This window comes from Dokdonella sp. (genome assembly GCF_041395345.1).
Classification (GTDB): Bacteria; Pseudomonadota; Gammaproteobacteria; order Xanthomonadales; family Rhodanobacteraceae; genus Dokdonella.
The window spans coordinates 97,443-118,652 of sequence record NZ_JAWLAR010000003.1 but is presented as its reverse complement, the minus strand read 5'-3'; the positions used below and the strand labels follow the sequence as shown (position 1 = coordinate 118,652).

16 protein-coding genes are annotated in these 21,210 nt (G+C 59.3%); 13 read left to right on the top strand and 3 right to left on the bottom strand.

What is annotated here, in order from left to right:
• Positions 1–573: 573 nt before the first annotated feature.
• On the top strand, positions 574–3,402 hold the full coding sequence (locus tag R3F00_RS03910) for a TonB-dependent receptor plug domain-containing protein (protein ID WP_371280407.1): 2,829 nt from the start codon (positions 574–576) through the stop codon (positions 3,400–3,402).
• Between the two features lie 72 nt (positions 3,403–3,474).
• Here R3F00_RS03910 and R3F00_RS03905 read toward each other — a convergent pair whose 3' ends face one another.
• Complete coding sequence (locus tag R3F00_RS03905) at positions 3,475–3,708, bottom strand: hypothetical protein (RefSeq protein ID WP_371280406.1); 234 nt, start codon at positions 3,706–3,708, stop codon at positions 3,475–3,477.
• Between the two features lie 27 nt (positions 3,709–3,735).
• On the opposite strand from R3F00_RS03905, the gene R3F00_RS03900 reads away from it, so the two are divergent.
• The 4 genes from R3F00_RS03900 to R3F00_RS03885 all read left to right on the top strand — a co-directional run bounded on the left by R3F00_RS03900 (position 3,736) and on the right by R3F00_RS03885 (position 9,494).
• Positions 3,736–5,565, top strand: coding sequence for a sulfotransferase (locus R3F00_RS03900; RefSeq protein WP_371280405.1), 1,830 nt, complete (start codon positions 3,736–3,738; stop codon positions 5,563–5,565).
• 391 nt (positions 5,566–5,956) lie between these two features.
• Entirely contained in the window at positions 5,957–7,777 is a 1,821-nt protein-coding gene (locus tag R3F00_RS03895; RefSeq protein WP_371280404.1) for a sulfotransferase, read from the top strand.
• Positions 7,767–8,408: a 2OG-Fe(II) oxygenase gene (locus tag R3F00_RS03890; protein WP_371280403.1), complete on the top strand. Its 642-nt coding sequence runs from the start codon at positions 7,767–7,769 to the stop codon at positions 8,406–8,408. Before R3F00_RS03895 ends, R3F00_RS03890 begins: the two co-directional genes overlap by 11 nt.
• Positions 8,409–8,435: 27 nt before the next feature.
• Entirely contained in the window at positions 8,436–9,494 is a 1,059-nt protein-coding gene (locus tag R3F00_RS03885; protein WP_371280402.1) for a hypothetical protein, read from the top strand.
• A 359-nt stretch (positions 9,495–9,853) separates the two neighbouring features.
• Here R3F00_RS03885 and R3F00_RS03880 read toward each other — a convergent pair whose 3' ends face one another.
• Both R3F00_RS03880 and R3F00_RS03875 read right to left on the bottom strand, forming a co-directional pair.
• On the bottom strand, positions 9,854–10,525 hold the full coding sequence (locus R3F00_RS03880) for a Fe2+-dependent dioxygenase (RefSeq protein WP_371280401.1): 672 nt from the start codon (positions 10,523–10,525) through the stop codon (positions 9,854–9,856).
• Positions 10,526–10,856: 331 nt separating this feature from the next.
• On the bottom strand, positions 10,857–11,960 hold the full coding sequence (locus R3F00_RS03875; protein WP_371280400.1) for a PilT/PilU family type 4a pilus ATPase: 1,104 nt from the start codon (positions 11,958–11,960) through the stop codon (positions 10,857–10,859).
• Between the two features lie 103 nt (positions 11,961–12,063).
• On the opposite strand from R3F00_RS03875, the gene R3F00_RS03870 reads away from it, so the two are divergent.
• The 8 genes from R3F00_RS03870 (at position 12,064) to R3F00_RS03835 (ending at position 21,185) form a co-directional block, all read left to right on the top strand.
• Entirely contained in the window at positions 12,064–12,456 is a 393-nt protein-coding gene (locus tag R3F00_RS03870; protein WP_371280399.1) for a DUF4398 domain-containing protein, read from the top strand.
• Positions 12,453–13,424 carry an OmpA family protein gene (locus R3F00_RS03865; protein WP_371280398.1) on the top strand — a complete coding sequence of 324 codons (972 nt, stop codon included), beginning with the start codon at positions 12,453–12,455 and terminating at the stop codon, positions 13,422–13,424. Before R3F00_RS03870 ends, R3F00_RS03865 begins: the two co-directional genes overlap by 4 nt.
• 389 nt (positions 13,425–13,813) lie before the next feature.
• Entirely contained in the window at positions 13,814–14,047 is a 234-nt protein-coding gene (locus R3F00_RS03860) for a YdcH family protein (protein WP_371280397.1), read from the top strand.
• A gap of 609 nt (positions 14,048–14,656) precedes the next feature.
• On the top strand, positions 14,657–16,027 hold the full coding sequence (locus R3F00_RS03855) for a pyridoxal-phosphate dependent enzyme (protein ID WP_371280396.1): 1,371 nt from the start codon (positions 14,657–14,659) through the stop codon (positions 16,025–16,027).
• Between the two features lie 64 nt (positions 16,028–16,091).
• Positions 16,092–17,075: an FkbM family methyltransferase gene (locus R3F00_RS03850; RefSeq protein ID WP_371280395.1), complete on the top strand. Its 984-nt coding sequence runs from the start codon at positions 16,092–16,094 to the stop codon at positions 17,073–17,075.
• A 17-nt stretch (positions 17,076–17,092) separates the two neighbouring features.
• Positions 17,093–18,067: an FkbM family methyltransferase gene (locus tag R3F00_RS03845; RefSeq protein WP_371280394.1), complete on the top strand. Its 975-nt coding sequence runs from the start codon at positions 17,093–17,095 to the stop codon at positions 18,065–18,067.
• A 253-nt stretch (positions 18,068–18,320) separates the two neighbouring features.
• Positions 18,321–19,889, top strand: coding sequence for an FG-GAP-like repeat-containing protein (locus R3F00_RS03840; protein WP_371280393.1), 1,569 nt, complete (start codon positions 18,321–18,323; stop codon positions 19,887–19,889).
• Positions 19,890–20,012: 123 nt separating this feature from the next.
• Positions 20,013–21,185, top strand: a complete 1,173-nt coding sequence (locus R3F00_RS03835) for a cystathionine gamma-synthase (protein WP_371280392.1) — start codon at positions 20,013–20,015, stop codon at positions 21,183–21,185.
• Positions 21,186–21,210 lie beyond the last annotated feature (25 nt).

Below are 21,210 nucleotides of genomic sequence, written 5' to 3'. Positions count from 1 at the left end.
GATCCGTGCAGTCGATGCCCGGCCTCCGGCCTTCAATCAAGAGGCTCGAAGCGCGCTTTCCGCGTCTCTCGATCATTCCGGAAACGTGGACCGATCCGGCATTTGCCGCGCAGCGGTTGTTCGAATGAAACGGAGTAGCGTTTCATCCGGGTCCGCGTCCCGGCATCCATGCTTGCGGCGACACCCCCCCGATAGCGGTGCCGACTGCCGCCGCCGCTGGCATGCCTGATTCGACGAAAGAAATACGCCTTCCCTCGTATTTAACGCAACCCATTGATTCAAAAGTGAAATATCTTGATCGGGCCATTGATGTTAAGTCTTTCGTCAGGGATTCCCATAACGTGAGAATGTTGTTAGTATCCTGCTACTGCCGCCGGTCCCAAAGGGCCGTCTCCGGCTATTTGGTAGCAGGGAAAGGATTTCCAAAAATTCCCGATCTGCGACATGTCCCGAATCCGCGTCACCAGTGACACCACTCTAAAAACGTTGGAGAGCGTAATGAGATTAACGAACAACGAGCTTTTGAAAGCTGTTCGCCTTGCATTGTATGCAGGCACGACAGCAGTAGTCGGATTGAGCTCCGGCGCAGTCTTCGCTCAGGACGAAGCTGCGAGCGAAAGGCTCGACACGATCGTCGTGACCGGATCTAACATCCGCCGCGTCGACATCGAAACGGCAAACCCGATCATCACGATCGATCGTCAGGCGATCCAGAAGAGCGGCAAGCTCACCGTCGGTGACCTCGTCCAGGAACTGCCGTCGATCGCTGGTAACGCGACCAACCCGCAGGTCAACAACGGTGGTGGTACCGGTGCCGCTACGGTCTCGCTGCGCGGTCTCGGCAGCAACCGCACCCTGATCCTGATCGACGGTCAGCGCATCCAGAGGAACGACATCAACGCGATCCCGGCCAACGTGATCGAGCGCATTGAAGTCCTGCTCAACGGCGCATCGTCGACCTACGGCTCCGACGCCATCGCCGGCGTTGTGAACTTCATCATGCGCAAGGATTACCAGGGCGCCGAGTTCACCGCTGAATACGGCATCTCCGACCGCGATGACGGCGAGCGCCAGGGCGCTTCCTTCACCTTCGGTCAGACCACCGATCGCGGCAGCGTCGTTGCCGGTATCAACTACAACAAGACAGACGCCGTCTCGGCAGGCAAGCGTGCCTTCTCGAACGAAGCGCTGTACCTGTACTACGGCAGCTCGTTCGCCGGCGGTTCCAGCCGTGCACCGAACGGCCGCATCATCCTGCCGACCGCTCTTCGCCCGCAGTTCGGTTGCTCAAGCAACAGCGTCATCCGCATCAATGGCACGACCGGCAGCTCGCTCGACGACTATCGCTGCTTCATCACCAATCCGGCCGAAGGTCCGGTCGACTTCTACAACTACCAGCCGCTGAACGTGATCCTCGTTCCGCAGGAGCGCACCAACCTGTTCGCGCTGGCCAACTACAAGTTGACCGACAACGTCGAGGCCTACCTCAAGACCTTCGCGAACCGCACGACCTCGTCCTCGCTGATTGCTCCGTATCCGTTCGATGCGATCGGCAATGGCGTGACCATCTCCGTGGACAGCATCTACAATCCGTTCCAGACGGACCTTGGCTTCGGCACGGGCTTGAACGTACTTGAGCGCCTGACCGGTGTCGGCCAGCGTATCAACCAGTTCGACACCCAGGCTTCGCAGTTCATCGGCGGCCTGCGTGGCAACTTCGGTGATACCTCGTGGCGTTGGGATGTCAATGCGAACTATGGCCACCTGAGCCAGGATTCCTACACCACCGGTTACCTGAACTTCACCCAGCTGGCTTCTGCGCTCGGCCCGTCCATGCTCGTTAACGGCGTGCCGACCTGCGTAACGACTCCGGGTGATGCAAGCACGGCAATCGCGGGTTGCGTCCCGCTCAATATCTTCGAGCAGGATTCGCCGGAATCGACCGCACAGCTGCGCGCAGCGGGTTCCAACCCGTTCCAGAACACGCTGCAGATCTCGCGTGAGTACACGGCCAATGCCAACGGCGAGCTCTTCAACCTGCCGGCCGGCGCGGTCAGCCTCGCCGTCGGTGCCCTGTGGCGCAAGGACTACCAGCGCAACAAGGCCGACTCGACGATCATCTTCAACCCGGTCACCAACACGTGCGATCTCGGCACGGCGTGCACCACCGAGCTGTCGGGTAACCTGGAAACCAAGGAACTCTACGCTGAGGCATTCGTGCCGATCCTGAGTGACATACCGTTCGCCTACTCCCTGAACGTCACCCTCGGTGCCCGCTACTCGAAGTTCAACCTCGCTGGCAATACGACCAACTCGAAGATCGCAGTGGAATGGCGCCCGATCGAGGATCTGTTGTTCCGCGGTACGGTCTCCGAAGTCTTCCGTGCACCGAACATCAGCGAACTGTTTGCCGGCAACCAGAGCGATGCTCCGACGGCACAGGATCCCTGCGTGGGCTACCTGCCGGGTCAGCAGCAGGGTATTGGAGCCTGCGGACCGTCGACGGGCGCAACCGCCATCGATCCGGTTACCGGCATTCCGCCGCAGCTGAACGGCCAGATCAACGGCGTCATCTCCGGTGCAGTGGCAGCAGGCTTCTCGCTGAAGCCCGAAGCAGGCAAGAGCTTCGACTTCGGCGTGGTCTATGATCCGAGCTGGGCCGAAGGCCTGTCGATCAGCCTCGACTACTACCGCATCTACCTGAATGACACGATCACGGTCATCAATGCCCAGAACGTGCTGAACATCTGCTACAACGATGCCACCAGCGCCTTCTGCCCGTTCATCAGCCGCTTCGCCAATGGCGATATCAATACGGTCCTCGAGCCGGTCGTGAATCTCGGCCGTCTGGATACCTCGGGCTATGACCTTGGCATCAACTACCGCGTGCCGGAATTTGACGCGTTCGGTCGCCAGATCGGTCGCTTCAACCTCGGCTTCCAGGGCACCTACATCGACGAGTTCGACAACACGCCGGTTCCGGGTGATGCGAGCGCTCCGCGCATCTCGAATGCCGGTGTCTACACCGCGCAGTTCGGCAACTTCCCGCGCGTACGTGCCCTCGGCACGATCGACTGGTCCATGGGTCCGTTCGAGGCTGGCTGGCACATGCGCTTCATCGGCAACACCCGCGTCGGTAGTGCTGATCTGTCGCAGGGTCTGTCGTGCGATGGTGGCTTCGTCGGTGTCGAGTGCAGCTACGGTGCATACACGTACCACAACTTCAACTTCGGCTACACCGCCGAAGCGATCAACACGCAGTTCCAGATCGGTATCGACAATGCGTTCGACAAGCAGCCGCCGATCTACTTCCAGAACAACGTGACCAATGCGAACACCGATGTCCGTACCTTTGACACCGTTGGCCGCTACTACTGGGCACGTGCAACCGTCAAGTTCTGATCCCATAGAACGACTGCTTTAAAACTAGCCGCGCGGCCACAAGCCGCGCGGTTTTTTTTTGCGCAAATTGTGTCAAGTCAGGCAGAGCGGTTCGTGCACGGGTTTCGTGCGGCCCGCGATCGTCGCCGCAGAATGCGTAGGGAGCGGGCGCAACGGCTCTTGACCTTGCCAATACGACAACAGGCCGCATTTGGCGTATCGGGCGGGCGTGTTACCGTAAGCCGATTTATTCGAGCCAAAGTCGCGCAGGGCGTCCGGCGAGGCATCGCGCTTGAACGCGTTGATGCTCCAGAAAGACTTCTTCATCACCACTATCGGAAGCAGAACGACACCATGAGCGAACCGACACCCAAACCCTCCAATGCTGACATTGTCGGCCTGCTCCAGGCGGGGGATGCCGCTGCGGCCGAACGTGCGGCCCGGGCACGCACAGATCAGGATCCATCGGATTCGCAGGGTCTGGTCCTGCTCGCCATTTCGCTCAGCATGCTGTCCCGCTTTCAGGAGGCGGCAGACATTTATCGAAAGCTGACCGAGGTTGAACCTGAAGAGACCTCGCACTACCACAACCTGGGCACCAGCCTGCGCGAAACGGGTGATCTGGCCGGTGCCGAAGAAAAGTATCGGCAAGGTCTGTCGATCAATCCCTATGATCCACCTGCTCTGGCCAGTCTCGGTACCCTTCGCTGGCAACAGGGAGACGCCGTCGAGACGCGCCAATTGATGCAGGCTGCGTTCCAGCTGGATCAGGGGTTGCCCGAAGCACGCATCTACGGCGCGCTGGCGGCCCATGAATGTGCGGATACCGAAACCGCGAAGCAGCTCCTTCAGGGCAGCGAAGATTGGCCGTACCTGGGCCACGTCTTCGAGCCGGATCTGGCCACGGCCCTGATGCAGGTCGAACGCACGGATGACGCCGAACAGAGGTTGCGCAACTTGATGGCGCATCCCGAAGCCTCAGGGGTCGCTCGCCTTCGCCTCGCAAGTCAACTTGAGCGTGTAAACCGGATCGAGGAAGCCGAAGCATTGCTGGCTGACGCGCAGCTCGGACCCGAGGATCGAGAGGAAGAGCTCGGCCTGCGAGCGGCTCTGGCCCAGCGCGGCGGAAAACATCAGGAAGCCGTGACGCTTTACCGGAGCATGCTCGAAAGCGCCGGCAAGAAAGCGACCAAGGCACCAGCGTGGTTTGCCCTCGCCAAGGCCTGCGATTCGATGAAGGATGTTGCCGGAGCCATGGAGGCTCTGACCACGGCCCATGACATCCAGATGGCGCAGGCGGCCAAATTGGTCCCCGAATTGATGGCTGCCGATTCGAATCCGCTCAGCATTACCAGCTACCCGGTCAACAAGGACGCGCACGAACGCTGGATCGTCGATCCGAGCGCTCCATCCGCACAGGATTCGCCGATTTTCATTGTCGGCTTTCCGCGCTCGGGCACGACCTTGCTCGAGCAGATGCTCGATGCGCATCCCGGACTGCGCTCAATGGATGAACGCGCCTTCCTGCAGGATGTGATCGCCAGGATGCAGGAATCGGGTGAGCGCCAGTATCCGGAAGATCTCGACAAGCTTGAAGCCGAGGATCTGGAGACTCTGCGCAAGACCTATTGGAATTGCGTGCGCAACGTGGTCGACCTCAAGCCCGGCGAGCGTCTGGTCGACAAGAATCCGCTGAACATCCTGCGCTTGCCGATGATCCACCGCATTTTCCCGAATGCGCGCATCGTGCTCGCCCTGCGTCACCCCTGCGATGTCATCTTGAGCAACTACATGCAGAGCTTCCGCGCCCCTGCATTTCAGGTGCTCTGTTCCACGCTCGACAGGCTTTCCAGGGGGTATGCCAACGCCATGGATTTCTGGGTACGTCACGTCGCATTGTTCAAGCCCGCCGTGCTCGAACTGCGCTACGAAGACCTGCTCGAAGATGTGGTCGCCCAGACCCGGCGCATCGCCGAACATCTGGAGTTGTCGGATGCGAAGGCGCTCGAGAAGTTCCAGGAGCATGCCCGCGCCAAGGGGTTCATCAGCACGCCGAGCTATGCGCAGGTTGTCGAGCCCCTGAACAAGAAGGCCGTCGGGCGCTGGCAGCGCTATCGCGAGTATCTCGAGCCGGTCCTGCCAGCACTGGAGCCCGCCATGAAGCGCTGGGGCTATGAATCGTGAAAGCGTGCCCGCTGCATCAGGACACCTTCGACAACGGTTGTCCGGACACTCGAGTCCTCGCCACGGACGCGTCCAACGCTGTGGTGCCTGTACGGATTTCCGTCGAGAGTCGCGTACCCCACGCCCGTCATAGGAGCGGCTCAAGCCGCGATGCTTTCCGCCAAGACAACGCGACTTCCCACCGGACAAAAAGCATCGCCCCTGAAAGGACCTCCTGCGAGAGCAACGCACCCCACAATCATCGTAGGAGCGGCTTCAGCCGCGATGCTTTCCGTCACCGCACAACAACCTCGCAAGAGCACGGAAGCAGACCAGGTTCCAACGATCGGCTCCCTCTCGTGACAATCGTATCGGCGCTGCAGCGCAAGACCCTCTAGAACAGGATCCACCCATGCAACAACTGGTAGAAAACATCCTTGCCGCCATGAAAGCCGGTCAGCATGCAGACGCGCTGACCATGTCGCGCGAGCTGGTGCACTCCTTTCCGACGGAAGAGGGCGCTCTCTCGCTGCTTGCGGTCAGCGAACAGAACGCCGGTGACCTGGACACCGCGCATGACATCCTGCTTGGATTGACCAGGAACCACCCGGGCACCTGGCAGCATTGGAACAATCTCGGCAACGTGCAACGGCTGCGAGGGAAACTGCGTGCAGCGGGTGAATCCTATGAACGTGCTCTTGCGCTGAACACGACCAGCCCGCGAATCAGCGCGAACTATGGCTTGCTGCAACTGAATCTCGGTGAATTCAGCAAGGCACGCGAGGCCCTGGTGGCGGCCTGCAACATGGAAGGTGCCGAGCCCAGCATGCGCATCTGGGCCGGCGTTGCCTGCCAGGCCTGTGCGGATGACGATACGGCTGGTGCCCTCATCCAGGAATGGCAACAGTGGCCGCGGCCGTCCGAAGAAGCGCTGGTCGAGCTCGGATGGCTGCTGTTCCAGCTCGGTGATCACGAGGCCAGCGAAGCGGTGCTCGGAGGCGAATTCCAGAACGCCAACTACCGCCAGAGCGCCCTGGCACGACGCGTACTGGCCCTGGAGCGACTGAACCGCATCGACGAAGCCGCCGCCCTCATCGAGCGCATGCGCGATCCCGCAACCATTGCCGACAAGCAAGCGCGCATGGATACGCTCAATGCGCTGGCGATCATCGCCGTACGCAGAAAGGATTTCGAATCTGCCCGTAAACACTACCAGGATGCGTTGGCGCTTGAGCTGCCGCAGCGCTACCAGAGATCGCTGTATTTCGGCCTGGCCCGAGCCTACGACCAGCTCGGCGACACCAGCGCGGCGATGGACGCATTGCAGCATGCCCACCAGGGCGAACTGACCGAGCAGGCCATAAAAGAGCAGAGCAAGGTAGCCGGCAAGGGCTTGCTTGAATTGTCCTACCCGTCATCAAACATCGAGGGCCCGATCGAGTGGTCCACCCGGGATGCCCCGAGCACGGCGGAGTCCCCCGTGTTTGTCGTCGGCTTTCCGCGATCAGGCACGACCTTGCTCGAGCAGATGCTGGCGGCGCATCCTGATTTTGTCTCGGCCGATGAGCAACCGATGCTCCAGCGCGTGCTCGAGCAGATACGGGAATGGGGTCGAAACTACCCGCAGGATCTGTCTGCGCTGACAGACTCCGAGTGCGCATCCCTGCGTGAACTGTATTGGGCCGAGGCAGCGAGAATGCTCGAGTGGAAGCCAGGCAAGCGCCTGGTCGACAAGCACCCGCTGAACTTCCTCGCGTTACCGCTGATTCGCCGAATCTTTCCGGAAGCGCCCGTGATCTTTTGCCAGCGGCATCCCTGTGATTCGATGCTGAGCAGCTACATGCAGAACTTCCGCGATGCCCGGCTGGCTGCCGCAAGCGCGAGTCTCGATCGCCTCGCTGATCTCTATCTCAGGCTGACGGCGCGCTGGATCCATGATTCGAGCCTGTTCCCGCAGCATCTCCTCTATTGCCGACACGAAGACCTGGTTTCGAGCGTGGATACCGAACTTCAGCGCATTGGCGAGTTTCTCGGTCTTTCCGACGTTTCCTCGATGCACCAGTTCAGCGAGCATGCCCGGGCGCGGGGATTCATCGGCACACCCAGCTATTCCCAGGTCGTGCAGGGTCTCAATGCGGATGCAGTGGGCCGCTGGGAACGCTATCGGAAATACCTGGAGCCGGTGTTGCCGACACTGGCTCCGATCCTGGAGTACTGGGGCTATGAAGTCTGAATCCGCTGTCGACGCGAATCGACCTCTGGTCGATCTGCGCCATTACGTGCGCTGGTACGACAATGTGCTGCCGGTTGAGCTTTGCGACGGTCTGGTCGCAGGGTTCGAACAGATGCGCGACGCTCAGGTGGTCAATGGAGTGGGCGTGCGCAAGGGTCTGGATGGCAGCAAGTGGACAGAGCTCAATCTGTCGAAGTTCGCCGATCCCGCCATGAAAGGCTATTTCATCAGCCTCATCGATCAATATCTGGAGCGCTACAATGCGGAAATCGGGGTCAGCTTGCCGGTTCCGCCAACGCACTTGTCTTCCGATCTCATCATCAAGCGCTATGCCGCCGACAAGGTTGAGCAGTTCGAGCCTCACTTCGACTCGATCTATGACCGCTGTGATCGCTACATGGTCTTTCTCTGGTATCTGAACGACGTTGAAGAAGGTGGCGAGACGCGCTTCATGGATCTGGACATGGGCGTGCAGGCGCGCAAGGGACGCCTCCTGATGTTTCCGCCCTACTGGATGTACCAGCACGCTGGCATGCCACCGATATCCAACGCAAAGTACATCGTATCGACCTACTTGTTGTTCGAGAAGAATCCACGCGTTGATCCCGGCAACTTGTCCCCGACCCAATGAGGCTCTTCGCCGTGCAGGATGGATGCAATGACGGCCGCAATTGATCCGGCGGCAGTCGAAGGCATTGCGCGCGATCCGGGCGCATTCCTGCAACAACTGGATACGATCCAGCGTCGCGCGCTGTTCGTTCGCCTGACGGAAGCGGACTTGCGAGCGGCATCCTTTCTCGACGAGCGGCTCGGCTTGCAGGGACGGGACGGGTTCTGGGTGACTCTGGAAACCCTGTCGGCAATATCTGCCGCGGTTGCAGATCCTGTCGAAGCGCCACACTACATCTTCCATATCGGGCATTGCGGTTCGACGCTGATCAGCCGTCTGCTGGACAAGGACGGCAATCTACTCGGCTTGCGTGAACCGCTCGCATTGCGTGAACTTTCCGCCGCGCGGCGTGAGCTTGATTCACCCCTGTCACGTGTTTCCGCCGCGCAATGGTCGGCCCTGTTCGATGGCTCGTTGAAACTGCTCGGACGCGGTTTCTCGCCAGGACAACGGGCCTTGATCAAGGCCACCAGTACCTGCAACGACCTCATCGAAAGTGCACTCGAACACGATTCGGCAAGTCGCCTGATTCTTCTGCATATTCCGCTTGAAAGTTATATGGCGACCATGCTCAAGGGGCAGGGCGGCGGACTCGACGCCTTGCACGGTGCGCCGGCCAGGCTCCAGTACTTGCATGAAACCCTCGGAGCTGAGTCCCCACGGCTGCATGAACTCGGTCACGCCGAGATTCTGGCAATGGGCTGGCTATCCGAATTGCTGCGTTTTCGGCGCGCCGCGGACGCCGATGCAGGAAAAGGCAGGATCATGATGCTCGACTTCGAGCAGTGGCTCGAGCAGCCCGACGCGCTGCTCGATGCGGCCAGAAAGCATCTTGGACTGAGCGGCCGTGCAACGAGCGCCGGCGCTGTCGCACAGTGGCCGGAGATGCGCGCTTACGCAAAGAGCCCGGCGCACGCCTATTCGCCGGCTGACCGAATCCACGACCTCGACCTGTCACGCCGAAAGTTCGCAAGCGAGATCGCTGACGGGCTGCGCTTCGCGGAACACATGGCAAAGCGCCATCCAGAACTGCAAGCGCTCCTGTAGGAGCCGGCTTCAGCCGCGATGCTCCAACTCGGAATTCGAGATTCGAGATTCGAGATTCGCGGGAGTAGCTTCAACCGTCTCGAAAGGGAGACTTGCTTCAGTCGCGACGCCTCCCCCATTCCCTGTAGGACCCGGCTTCAGCCGCGATGCTCCTGGTCGAAATTCGCGGGAGTGGCTTAAACCGCCTTGAAAGGGAGACTTGCTTCAGTCGCGACGCCTCCCCCATTCCCTGTAGGAGCCGGCTTCAGCCGCGATGCTCCTGTTGCAGGATCCTCAAACGCATAGCCGCAGAAGCCGGCTCCTACGCTGTGAGCGCGTGAATTCGGACGACGCATGTTTCTTCGACTGGAGGAGTCTCCCTAGGCGTCCGACCACATCCGGAACAGGTTGTTGCGCAACGCGCCGAGCATCAGCAGCATGCGCAAATCGGCCTGTTCGCCACGGTTCATCTCGATTTCCCGAGCCTCCTCGACCTGCTGCAGGAGTTCGCGATGCTGGGCGTTCGGGACGTAGCTTTGCAGCCAGGTGATGCCGACCAGGCGCACGCCGCGGGTCACCGCTGCGACCTGGTGAATCGTGGTCGAGGGATACAGCACCGCGTCGCCGGCGGGAAACTTGATCGGAAGCGCGTGCTGCCCCTGCGAGATCATCAGCTCGCCACCGTCATAGTCTTCCGGATCCGACAGGAAGACCGTGCAGGAAACATCCGAGCGCATCGGCGGGGTTGACGGAAACAGCGCCTCATCCATGTGCCAGCCATACTTCATGCCGGGCTCGTAGCGGGAAATGGTCGGGTTGGCCATGTTCCTCGGGAATGCGCCGACGCGCATGTTCGGGTGTCGGAACAGCGCATCACGCAGAATCTTTCCTGGCTCGATCGCGGCCGGGTCGGATTGTGCGATCTGCTGGTTGTTCTTCAGCGGGTGGTGCTGGTTGGAGATGCGTCCGTCGACAAACTGCGCTCGTGCCGCGATGGCACGCAGGTTGGCAAGCTCAGCGGGTTCTAGCACGTTGCGAAGATGGTGGATCATCGGAGCCGGGCCTCGGGTGAAATCGGAGTTCCAGTATCGCACTACCCAATCTCGGCCTCACCCCGAATGGCGCCCGCCAGGCGGGGCACTTTGCCTCATGGCCCGGGGATCAACCCTTGGCGGGCTGGAACAGGAAGGGCCGGAACAGAGGTGCGAACGGCATGGCGTGAGACTCGCGGACTCGATCCGGGGACGAACGGCTTTTCTACCGAGGAGAATGGCCGAGGTCCATCGATCCGCTTTTGTTTGCTCCGTTCGTGGTGAGCCTGTCGAATCAGGATCGGACGTTGATCAGACCGTCGAGGAATCGCTACCAGGAAATCGGATCGGCCTAGAAATGCGCGTCTTCGAAGCCTTCGTCCATCGGTGTTTCGCCGCCTTCTGCCAGGCGGATCTTCAGCGCCAGGCCATCGCGCGAATCGGCCTTGGCCAGGGCTTCCTCGAGCTCGATCAGACCTTCCTTGTAGAGCGTGTAGAGCGCCCGGTCGAAGGTCTGCATGCCTTCCTGCAGGCTGCGATCCATGGCTTCCTTCATCTCATGGATCTGACCGCGGCGGATCATGTCGCGGATCAGCGGGGTATTCAGCAAGACTTCCACGGCTGGCAGGCGCCGACCATCCTTGCCCATGACCAGGCGCTGCGAAATGACCGAACGCAGGTTCAGGGCCAGGTTCATCAGGATGTTGCGGTGCGCGGATTCCGGGAAGAAGTTGAGGATGCGTTCCAGGGTCTGGTCGGCATTGTTGGAGTGCAGGGTCGCCAGGCACAGATGGCCGGTTTCCGAGAACGAAATGGCTGCCTCCATGGTTTCGGCATCACGGATCTCGCCGATCAGGATGACATCCGGCGCTTCGCGCATCGCATTCTTCAATGCCTCGTGGTAGCTGTGCGTGTCGAGGCCGACTTCGCGCTGGTTGACCACGGATTTCTTGTGCCGGTAGAGATACTCGATGGGGTCTTCGACAGTGAGGATGTGGCCGGAGGTGTTCTGGTTGCGATGGTCGATCATCGCTGCCAGCGTCGTCGACTTGCCCGAGCCGGTGGCACCCACGACCAGAACCAGACCGCGCGGCTCCATGATCAGGTCCTTGAACAATTGCGGCAGGCGCAACTGTTCGATGGTCGGGATCTCGCTCTTGATCGCACGGATGACCATGCCGACTTCACCGCGCTGCTTGAACACGTTGATGCGGAAGCGGCCGGCGTCCTTGACCGCAATGGCCATGTTCAGCTCGAGGTTCTTCTCGAACTGCGGAACCTGGCCTTCATCCATCAGCGAATAGGCGATCTTCTTGACCATGCCGCCGGGCAGGCCGGTATTGCCAAGCGGATACAGTTTGCCCTCGACCTTGATGTTTACCGGGGCGCCTGTTGTCAGAAACATGTCTGACGCGCCTTTCTCGGTCATCAGTTTGAGAAAATATCCGATATCCATCTGATCAAATCCCCTGAAACCTGGTTCAAACCCAACGAAGAACGTTGCCAATGCCCGGCCAGCTTCCCACAATAGGGCGATGCTCCGTGCACAGAGAACAGTTATGACACCAAGCGGTACGAAAATCCATGCTCCATTCGTCGTTTCGCTGGCCCTGTTACTGGCTGCCTGCGGCCCCACGCGCCCGCCGCCGGATGTGCTCGGCAACGCCCCGCAGCGCCTCGCCAGCGCCCGCAGCGCCGGCGCCCAGACCTACGCCCCGCTCGAGCTGCGTTTTGCCGAGGACAAGCTCAGACAGGCACGGCTGGCGAGCCAGGATCGCGAATACACCGAGGCCGCCAACCTGGCTGACGAATCCTCAGTAAACAGCGAACTGGCCATGACCAAGGCCAAGCTCGGCAAACTGCGTGAGGCGGTCGATGGCCTCAAGCAGGAAAACGCCGAGATCGAGCGCCTTCTGGGCAGCAGCGAAAGCAGCTACGGAGAGTCCCGATGATCCGCTTCGTTCTCACCCTGGCCCTCGTTGTCGCCGCCCTGATCGCCTCTGGACCCAGCAAGGCGGCCAAGCAGGATATGGATGTCGAGCGCCTTGCTCGCAGCCTGGCCCAGCTCGAATCCGATCCGAAACTCGGCAGTTACGCGACCAACGAAATTGCCAGGGCCCAGGCTGCGCTGGCTGCGCTGCAGAAGGATGGCCGCGGCAAGAAGCGCCCGCATCTGCTCTACATGGCGGAACGCCGCGTCGATATCGCATGGGCCGCCGCCCAGGTGACGGACCTGGAAAACGAGCAGGAGGCCCTGCAGCGCGAGCACGGCCGCCTGCAACTGGCCGCGGCTCGCCACGAAGCTGAACAGGCGCGGCGTGAACTCGATCAGCAGCGCCTGCTGGCCCAGATCCGTGCCGAAGAGGCCCAGCGCGAGGCCATGAATGCCGAACAGGCCCTGATCCTGGGTGAACAGGCCACGGCGGCGGCACGCGAGGAAGCGATCCAGGCCCGCCGACTGGCCGATGCGCAGGCCCAGGAGACTGCACTGGCGCGCCAGGAGGCCGAACTGGCCGGTGCCGCTGCAGAAGCGCTCAGGGTTCGCCTGAGCAATCTGCGCGCCACCCAGGGCTCGCGCGGCATGCAAATGACCCTCGACGACGTGGCCTTTGCCTCCGGACAGTCGAATTTGCGCCCCGAGGCCCGCGAATCGCTCGACAAGCTCGCCGAATTCGTGGCCGCAGACCCGAACAAGCGGATTCTGATCGAGGGGCATACCGATTCGACCGGCAACGCCAATGCCAACCTGATTCTGTCCCAGAAGCGTGCCGAAGCCGTGCTTGAGACCCTGGTCGCGATGGGCGTCGATGCCGCTCGAATGACCGCCGTAGGCGTAGGCGCAGAGCGGCCTGTAGCCTCGAATGACACCGCGGCCGGCCGCGCCAAAAATCGCAGGGTTGATGTAATTCTTGAGGAATAACAACAACTTGCGATTTTTGCTGGGCCCCGACAAAAGCGCGGAATGACGGTTGCCAAGCCTCGGGCAAAGGAGTAGTTTCTAAATCCCATGCGACCCGGTGTTTCTCTGGAACCCGCATGGGATATGCCTAGCCCATGAGTTCAGCACAGATGACCGTTCACCCAGCGATTTCGGCTTTGCAGAGCCGTAACGCACGGTCGAGTGCCTGGCAGTGGCGCCCGCCCGAGTCGCAAGCTGGTACGCGCGGCCCGAGTGCTGGACCCTACGGCCCTGGCGGCCTGATTACAGGCCATAGCGTGTCTGTTCCATCGTCCTCGCAACCCATGACGCGACGCCTCTCCGGCGCCGCGTCATGGGTATGCGTTTCCGACTTTTGAGGAGGTAGCCTGATGTTCGAACAAGCTGAGAGAGAAGATCTGGAATCCTTGATGCACGGCAACACCGAATTCCGTCAGCTTTATCACAAGCACAAGGAACTGGATGACAAGGTACGCGACGCCGAACTTGGCGTACTGCCCATGGACGTGGTCACCTTGCACACTCTCAAGAAAGAAAAGCTGCTGGCGAAAGACAAGTTGACCTACATGTGGGAACACTTGCACCAGGCCCCCGCCTCACACTGATCTTCCCGATTCTGCGCGCCGCTGATGCTCAAGAAAGCCAGCGGCGCTGCGTTCCAGACGCGCGACACATCCCCATTGAACACAGCAGGGGCCGGCTTCAGCCGTCCCGAAAAGGGTGCTCCCTCACTTGCGATGCTCTCGTATGTGAGCGCAATAGCATCGCAGCTGAAGCTCGCTCCTACAGACAAGCCGAATGGCGACGATCGGTTTCGGTCATCCACCATATATTTCGCAGGGGCGCGTCTCAGACCCGCCCACTTTTCGCTATTTCGCCCGGTTGCCAAAAGGACATCGCGGTTGATGCTCGCTCCTGCAGACAAGCCGAATGGCGGCGCGGGTTTCGATCACCTACCACGCGCTTCCGCTTTGTTTAGGTCCTCAGCCCCGAAGTTTCCATGCAACTCGCAGGGGCGGGTCTCAGACCCGCCCGCTTCTCGCTTTTTCGCCCGGCCATGAATAAATGCTGGCGGGTTCGAGGCGCACCGCAACGTACGCTTGCGAACAGGATTCGCCGTGTCGATCCCGGCCCTCGCACCAACGGTCCCGGCCGGCGTAACCAGCACCCTGGGTTATCATTCGGCTCCCTGTCCGATCTTGCGCGGAGCCCGCATGACGATCCATGAAAGCGTTCTCGAACTGATCGGCAATACGCCGATAGTGCAGGCCCAGCGCCTTGATACCGGTAGCTGCGAACTGTTCTTCAAGCTGGAATGCAACAATCCCGGCGGGTCGATCAAGGATCGCATTGGCCTCAGCATGATCGAAGCGGCGGAGCGCGAGGGGCGCATCAAGCCCGGAGACACCCTGGTCGAAGGTACCGCCGGGAATACCGGCATCGGCCTCGCCCTGGTCGCGCAACAAAAGGGATATCGACTGGTGCTTGTCGTGCCGGACAAGATGAGTCGCGAGAAGATCTTCAACCTCAAGGCCATGGGCGCCGAAGTCATCCTTACCCGCTCGGACGTGGCCAAGGGGCACCCCGATTACTATCAGGATCTCGCTGCGCGGATTGCCAGTGAAACACCCGGCGCCTATTTCATCAACCAGTTCGGCAACCCCGACAACCCACTCGCGCACAAGCTGACCACCGGCCCGGAAATCCTCGAGCAGATGGACGGCCGCGTCGATGCGATCGTCTTTGGTTGCGGATCCTCCGGCACGATGACCGGACTGTCACAATATTTCGCCGAGCACTCACCGGATACGGAACTCATCCTCGCCGATCCGGTTGGATCGATTCTGACCGAATACATCAACGAAGGTACCCTTTCCGACAAGTCCGCGAGCTGGATGGTCGAAGGAATAGGCGAGGACTTCCTGCCCGACATCAGCGATTTCACCCGCGTCGAAAAGGCGTATGCGATCACCGACAAGGAAAGTTTTCTCACGGCCCGCGAGCTGTTGTCCCAGGAAGGCATTCTGGGTGGCTCATCGACCGGAACCCTGGTTGCGGCTGCGCTGAAATACTGCAAGGAGCAGGTCGAGCCGAAGCGCGTGGTGGTGTTCGTCTGCGATACGGGCAATAAATACCTTTCGAAGATGTACAACGACTACTGGATGCTCGATAACGGCTTCCTCGATCGCGAAACACATGGCGACCTGCGCGATCTGATCCTGCGTCCGTATGCCCAGCGCGACACGGTCGTGATCGGCCCCAAGGACTTGCTGATCACCGCCTATAACCGCATGAAGCTGTACGACGTATCCCAGCTTCCGGTGATGGAGGGCGATTCGATCGTGGGCATTCTGGACGAATCCGACGTACTCATGCACGTCTACGGAGATGAATCGAAATTCCGCGACCCGGTTTCCACCGCAATGATCAGCCGGCTGGAAAAACTCGATGTCACCGCGCCCATCGAAAGCCTGCTACCGGTGTTCGACGCGGGGCATGTCGCCATCGTCATGGATGGCGAGAAATTCCTCGGACTGATTACGCGAATTGATCTGCTCAATTACTTGCGGCGGCGGGTTCAGTAGGAAACAGGGATCGTTGTTCGTCCTGTTGAGCAGATTCGATAGGACCAGGCTATAGGCGCTGGGCATGCACAAGATTATGGATGGCAATACGGCTGTGGCGACGCAGGACGATGTGACGCTGGCTTACAAGCTTGTACTCGGAAGGGCGCCCGACGAGAAAGGCTTGGCATACTTTGCTTCGCTCGCGGAATCCCAGAAACTTTCTCCGCACGAAATCGCGCGGTTGCTGATCAACTCGGAAGAGTTCAAGAGCAAGAATGGCGGACTGCACGACCCCGTGGAGATTGCGCTCGATGGCTACAGTGTCTACGTCCGTGGCTCCGATCGTGACATCGGCGGCGCAATAGCAAAAGGAATTTCCTATGAGCCGCACGTCACTGCGCTACTCAAGCGCGAGCTGAAAAGCGGTAATACCTTTCTCGACGTAGGTGCAAACATCGGCTACTTCACAATGCTGGCGACTCATCTGGTTGGAGCTTCCGGCAAGGTGATCGCGATCGAGCCAATGGACAAGAACGTTCAGCTCATCTACCTGGGCATCGAAAAGAACAAGTTCAACAACGTCGAGGTATTCCCTATCGGCGCCTCCAGCCACAACGGGATAGTCTCGATCGTCACAGACCCGAACACCTCGAATGCTCTCGTGCAGAGCGTTTCCTCAAACAAGAGCATTTCGACATTTGCCTCTGTTCGAACCCTTGATTGGATGTGCCAAGGTATTGATCGTCTCGACTTCATGAAGATGGATATCGAGGGTCACGAGGTGTTTGCCTGGCGTGGGGCGGCAGACACATTGGCGAGGTTCAAGCCTCGAATTGCCACGGAGTTTCATCCATACGCGATGAAGGAAAATTCAGGTCTCGACTACGATGAGTATCTGCAGATGATGCTGGCGTATTCTTCATCCATTGATGTCATTGTGTCACCGGAAAAACTGGTTAGCTGCGACACCAAGGAAGCGGTGATGGAGCAGTGGCTGCTGAGCGACAAGAGACATGGCGGAAACGGGACTTCGCATTTGGACCTGTTCTTGCGCCCCCGCGATTGAGAACGGTAGGGAATTCTATGGATAGCTATTTAATCAGGGCAGTTGAGGAAGACGTCAGGTTTGCATATCGACTTCTTCTTGGTAGGGAACCTGATACGGAGGGATTTGCGCATTATTCCAAGATGGTTCATGCGGATAATCTTTCCGCGTTGGAGATCGCGCGAATAATCATGTCTTCCGAAGAGTATTCAGCGAAAAGCAAGCAGTCCGGCGGACTCAGGGAAGTGGAGATCGACGGCGTGAAGCTGTTTCCTTGGGAAGGAGATCACCTGATCGGCGACAACGTTTCCGCAACTGAGGTGTACGAGCCAAACGTATTGCCAATTTTTCTCGACGGCTTAAGTGAAGGCGACCATGTGCTCGATGTGGGCGCGAATGTGGGAATTTTTTCGCTTCTCGCGGCTAACAGGATCGGAGCCAATGGCAGGGTCTATTGCATTGAGCCTGTCGCAAGAAACGTGCAGTCCCTATGTGCCGGGATCCATGGCAACGATTTCTCGAACGTGATGATTTTTCCAGTAGCGGCGTCCGACAGGAGTGCGGTTGTCGCTGTGCTGAGGAGAAGTGATTCGTCCAACGGCATCGTTGATTTTTATGTTTCCCCGTCATCTTCGGTCGATTTCGTTCCTACACAGCGCCTCGATTTCCTGTTGCATGGCATCTCTCGACTCGATGTGGTCAAGATGGATATCGAGGGACACGAGCCAATTGCCTGGAAAGGACTGAAGTCTCTTGTTAAGAAATTTCAACCAAGAATTTTCACGGAATTCAGTCCAGTTGCCATACGGAATCATTCCCGGATCGATCCGGAACTGTATCTGCATGAGCTGTTCGAGTTCGCTGGCGAATACGTCACGGTTCTTTCTCGCGATCATCAACAGATACGGTGTCCAAGTGTGTCGGCAGTAATGCTGGAGTGGCAGCGGGCTAATGAGATGCTTGGACTGAATGGTGAGCTACATCTGGACCTGCTTGTCGATCCAGCAAGCTAGATAGAAATGAATGCAGCCACAAAGAGTGTGAGGCGAGCCAGCAGGTGCAATATTCCGGCAGCAATCAAGTTTCAGACAACGATGCGAAAGTTTTTCGCAAAACGGTACGTTCCCGATTGGATTCCGGGCCACGTGTCGGGTTACCTTGAGATGCCGATAGTTGCCCTGGGTACTCAGAATGTACGGATCTGGCCTGCCATTGAACTTGCGTAGTTGGATATGCGTGATTCACGCATGTCTTGCGCTGATCGCAATGCTTTCTGTCAATCCAAGCTTTGCAGCCGTCAATTTGGCATGCCCTACGCGAAGCAACCCCGGGGTACCCAACGACCCGCCCTGCCAGGCCGGCTTTCCCTCCGCGCTGGTGGAGTTGGGCAATGACAGGGTTGGGCCATCCAGCCCCACGATAGTTGATTTGAACGGCGATGGCAGTCCGGAAATCGTGTTCGGAACTGAGGGTGGTCGTGTAGTCGCCGTACGTTCCAATGGCACGCTAATGTGGTCCTATCTCACGGGATCTGTTCCGGTACAGAGCAAGGCAGCAGTTGCAGATATCGACGGGGATGGGCAGCTGGAGGTCGTTGTGGGTGCCGGGGCGGGCCCGTTCGTTGGGGGCGGGATATACGTGCTTGGCGCAACCGGGCAACTGGAGTGCTCCTTTACGGACCTTAATCCCGAGCATCCACAAGGAATGTACAGCTCACCAGCTGTCGGCCGTCTCGATCCTGCAACGCCCGACAAGATGCAGATCGCAGTTGCAAGTTTCGACTTCAGATTTCGAGTACTGCACCACGATTGCAGTGTCTGGTGGGAGCACGGGGTTCAGGAGTATGTTGTCGATACGATCTGGTCATCCCCATCGATTGTTGATCTCAACATGGACGGGATGCTCGATATCGTGGTTGGTGCTGATAGCAACTTCCACCAGCTTCCGGGCATCACTTTGCCTGACGGTGGCATGTTGCGTGCCATGCGCGGGGACGGCAGTGGCGACTTGCCTGGATTTCCGAGACTCTATGACGACGTGATTTTTTCATCTCCAGCTATTGGCGACATTGTCGGCGATAGCGGTTGGGATATCTCGGTTGGTAGCGGCCGCTGTTGGGATCTGCCTTCCTGCGCCGTCGTTCATCCGGTAACCAAACAGATGCTTGCCGTGGATTCATCTGGTCAGGACTTGCCTGGCTGGCCGCATGCGACGCCTGCCGAAGCCTCAAGAACCGCATCTCCGGCGCTGGCGAAATTTTCCGGCATCGGGGGGCTGGTATCCATAACCAACACGATGCGCAATGACGATGTAAATGGTGTCGTCCATGCGATCCTCCCCAATGGCACCGAGTTGCCAGGCTGGCCGGTTGAACCCGACATTCCGGCTGATTGCGCCGGCAACTCGCTCCACTACGGAACTCAGGCGTCTCCAGTAGTTGCCAACCTGCTGGGTAATTCCGACCCCGAAATCGTCCTGCCCTCGGCGAATGAGTTTGTTATCTGGAATCGCAGTGGCGAGCAATTGACGGCACCTACAGGTTGCCCGATTCCGGCCGGTAAACTGAATCTGTCAACAAATAGCGATGGCTTCTTCAGTTCGGCGGCCATAGCCGATCTTGACGGAAACGGAAGACTTGAGGTGATCGGGTCAGGTACCAACAGCCATGTACCTGGTCATTCAGGCTCCTACGTTACCGTCTATGCCTGGACCTTCAACAGCAGCGTTGCCGACGCCAGATACATCGACTGGCCCATGTTTCGTCGGGACGCGCTCAATAGCGGGGTGTACAGGCCGGAAGTGGTCTTTGCCAACGGATTTGACGCAAACCCCTGATCCAGGGCACTTCGCGGCGCAGGCAGCAACAGCGCTACAATTGGCGATTGACTCCGCTTGTCAGGCAGGGGCCGCTCCTTCGGATCGGCCCCTGCTCGATCAAAACCCTGGAATACGAATCCTATGAGCAAGAAATCGAAGTCCGTCGAGCCGATGGGGCTGGGTACCCGCGCCATCCATGCCGGCCAGAGCCCGGATCCATCGACCGGCGCCATCATGGTACCGATCTATGCAACGTCGACCTACGTCCAGAAGAGCCCCGGGGTGCACCAGGGCTATGAATACTCGCGTTCGCAGAATCCGACCCGAATGGCGTATGAGCGCTGCGTGGCAGATCTGGAAGGCGGCTCGCAAGGATACGCATTTGCCTCGGGTCTTGCCGCGGCAAGCACGGTGCTCGACCTGCTTGATTCGGGCAGTCACGTCATTGCCATGGATGACCTCTACGGCGGTACCTATCGGTTGTTCGAGCGCGTGCGCCGTCGTTCGGCCGGTCTCGATTTCACCTTCATGGATCTCAACGATACCAAGGCCATGAAGGCGGCATTGAAGCCGAATACACGAATGATCTGGGCGGAAACGCCGACCAATCCCATGCTCAAGCTGGTTGATCTGGCCAGGCTTGGCGCATTCGCCCGCAAGCATGGCCTGATCCTGGTGGTGGACAACACGTTCTGCTCGCCCATGTTGCAGCGGCCCCTTGAATTCGGTGCGGACCTGGTGCTGCATTCGGCAACCAAGTACCTCAACGGCCACTCCGACATGGTAGGTGGCATCGTTGTCGCCGGAGACAATGCCGAGCTGGCCGAGCAGATGGCTTTCCTGCAGAACTCGGTCGGAGCCGTCGCCGGACCGTTTGATTCGTTTCTTGCCATGCGCGGACTGAAGACCCTGCATTTACGCATGCAAGCGCATTGCGAAAGCGCCATGGCCATTGCGAAATGGCTGGACAAGCACCCTGCGATCGAGAAGGTGATCTATCCCGGCCTGAAGTCGCATCCGCAGCACGCCCTGGCCAAGCGCCAGATGGACGGTTTTGGCGGCATCATCTCGGTCGAGGTCAAGGGTGGATTGCGCAAGTCGCGCCGGATCCTGGAGCGCTGCAAGCTCTTTGCACTGGCGGAGTCACTGGGCGGAGTGGAAAGCCTGATCGAACATCCGGCCATCATGACTCACGCGTCTGTTCCAGCGGCAAACCGGAAGCGGTTGGGAATCAGTGATGGCCTGGTGCGGCTATCTGTCGGTATCGAAAACGAAGCCGATTTGCGAGCGGAGCTTGAATCCGCACTCGGGTAGAGAGTAAGGATCTGAATCGTCAGGT

Coding starts and splice junctions, on each gene's coding strand:
- R3F00_RS03905 (WP_371280406.1), bottom strand. CDS start 3,708: ATGAAGAAGTCTTTCTGGAGCATCAACGCGTTCAAGCGCGATGCCTCG.
- R3F00_RS03900 (WP_371280405.1), top strand. CDS start 3,736: ATGAGCGAACCGACACCCAAACCCTCCAATGCTGACATTGTCGGCCTG.
- R3F00_RS03895 (WP_371280404.1), top strand. CDS start 5,957: ATGCAACAACTGGTAGAAAACATCCTTGCCGCCATGAAAGCCGGTCAG.
- R3F00_RS03890 (WP_371280403.1), top strand. CDS start 7,767: ATGAAGTCTGAATCCGCTGTCGACGCGAATCGACCTCTGGTCGATCTG.
- R3F00_RS03885 (WP_371280402.1), top strand. CDS start 8,436: ATGACGGCCGCAATTGATCCGGCGGCAGTCGAAGGCATTGCGCGCGAT.
- R3F00_RS03880 (WP_371280401.1), bottom strand. CDS start 10,525: ATGATCCACCATCTTCGCAACGTGCTAGAACCCGCTGAGCTTGCCAAC.
- R3F00_RS03875 (WP_371280400.1), bottom strand. CDS start 11,960: ATGGATATCGGATATTTTCTCAAACTGATGACCGAGAAAGGCGCGTCA.
- R3F00_RS03870 (WP_371280399.1), top strand. CDS start 12,064: ATGACACCAAGCGGTACGAAAATCCATGCTCCATTCGTCGTTTCGCTG.
- R3F00_RS03865 (WP_371280398.1), top strand. CDS start 12,453: ATGATCCGCTTCGTTCTCACCCTGGCCCTCGTTGTCGCCGCCCTGATC.
- R3F00_RS03860 (WP_371280397.1), top strand. CDS start 13,814: ATGTTCGAACAAGCTGAGAGAGAAGATCTGGAATCCTTGATGCACGGC.
- R3F00_RS03855 (WP_371280396.1), top strand. CDS start 14,657: ATGACGATCCATGAAAGCGTTCTCGAACTGATCGGCAATACGCCGATA.
- R3F00_RS03850 (WP_371280395.1), top strand. CDS start 16,092: ATGCACAAGATTATGGATGGCAATACGGCTGTGGCGACGCAGGACGAT.
- R3F00_RS03845 (WP_371280394.1), top strand. CDS start 17,093: ATGGATAGCTATTTAATCAGGGCAGTTGAGGAAGACGTCAGGTTTGCA.
- R3F00_RS03840 (WP_371280393.1), top strand. CDS start 18,321: ATGCTTTCTGTCAATCCAAGCTTTGCAGCCGTCAATTTGGCATGCCCT.
- R3F00_RS03835 (WP_371280392.1), top strand. CDS start 20,013: ATGAGCAAGAAATCGAAGTCCGTCGAGCCGATGGGGCTGGGTACCCGC.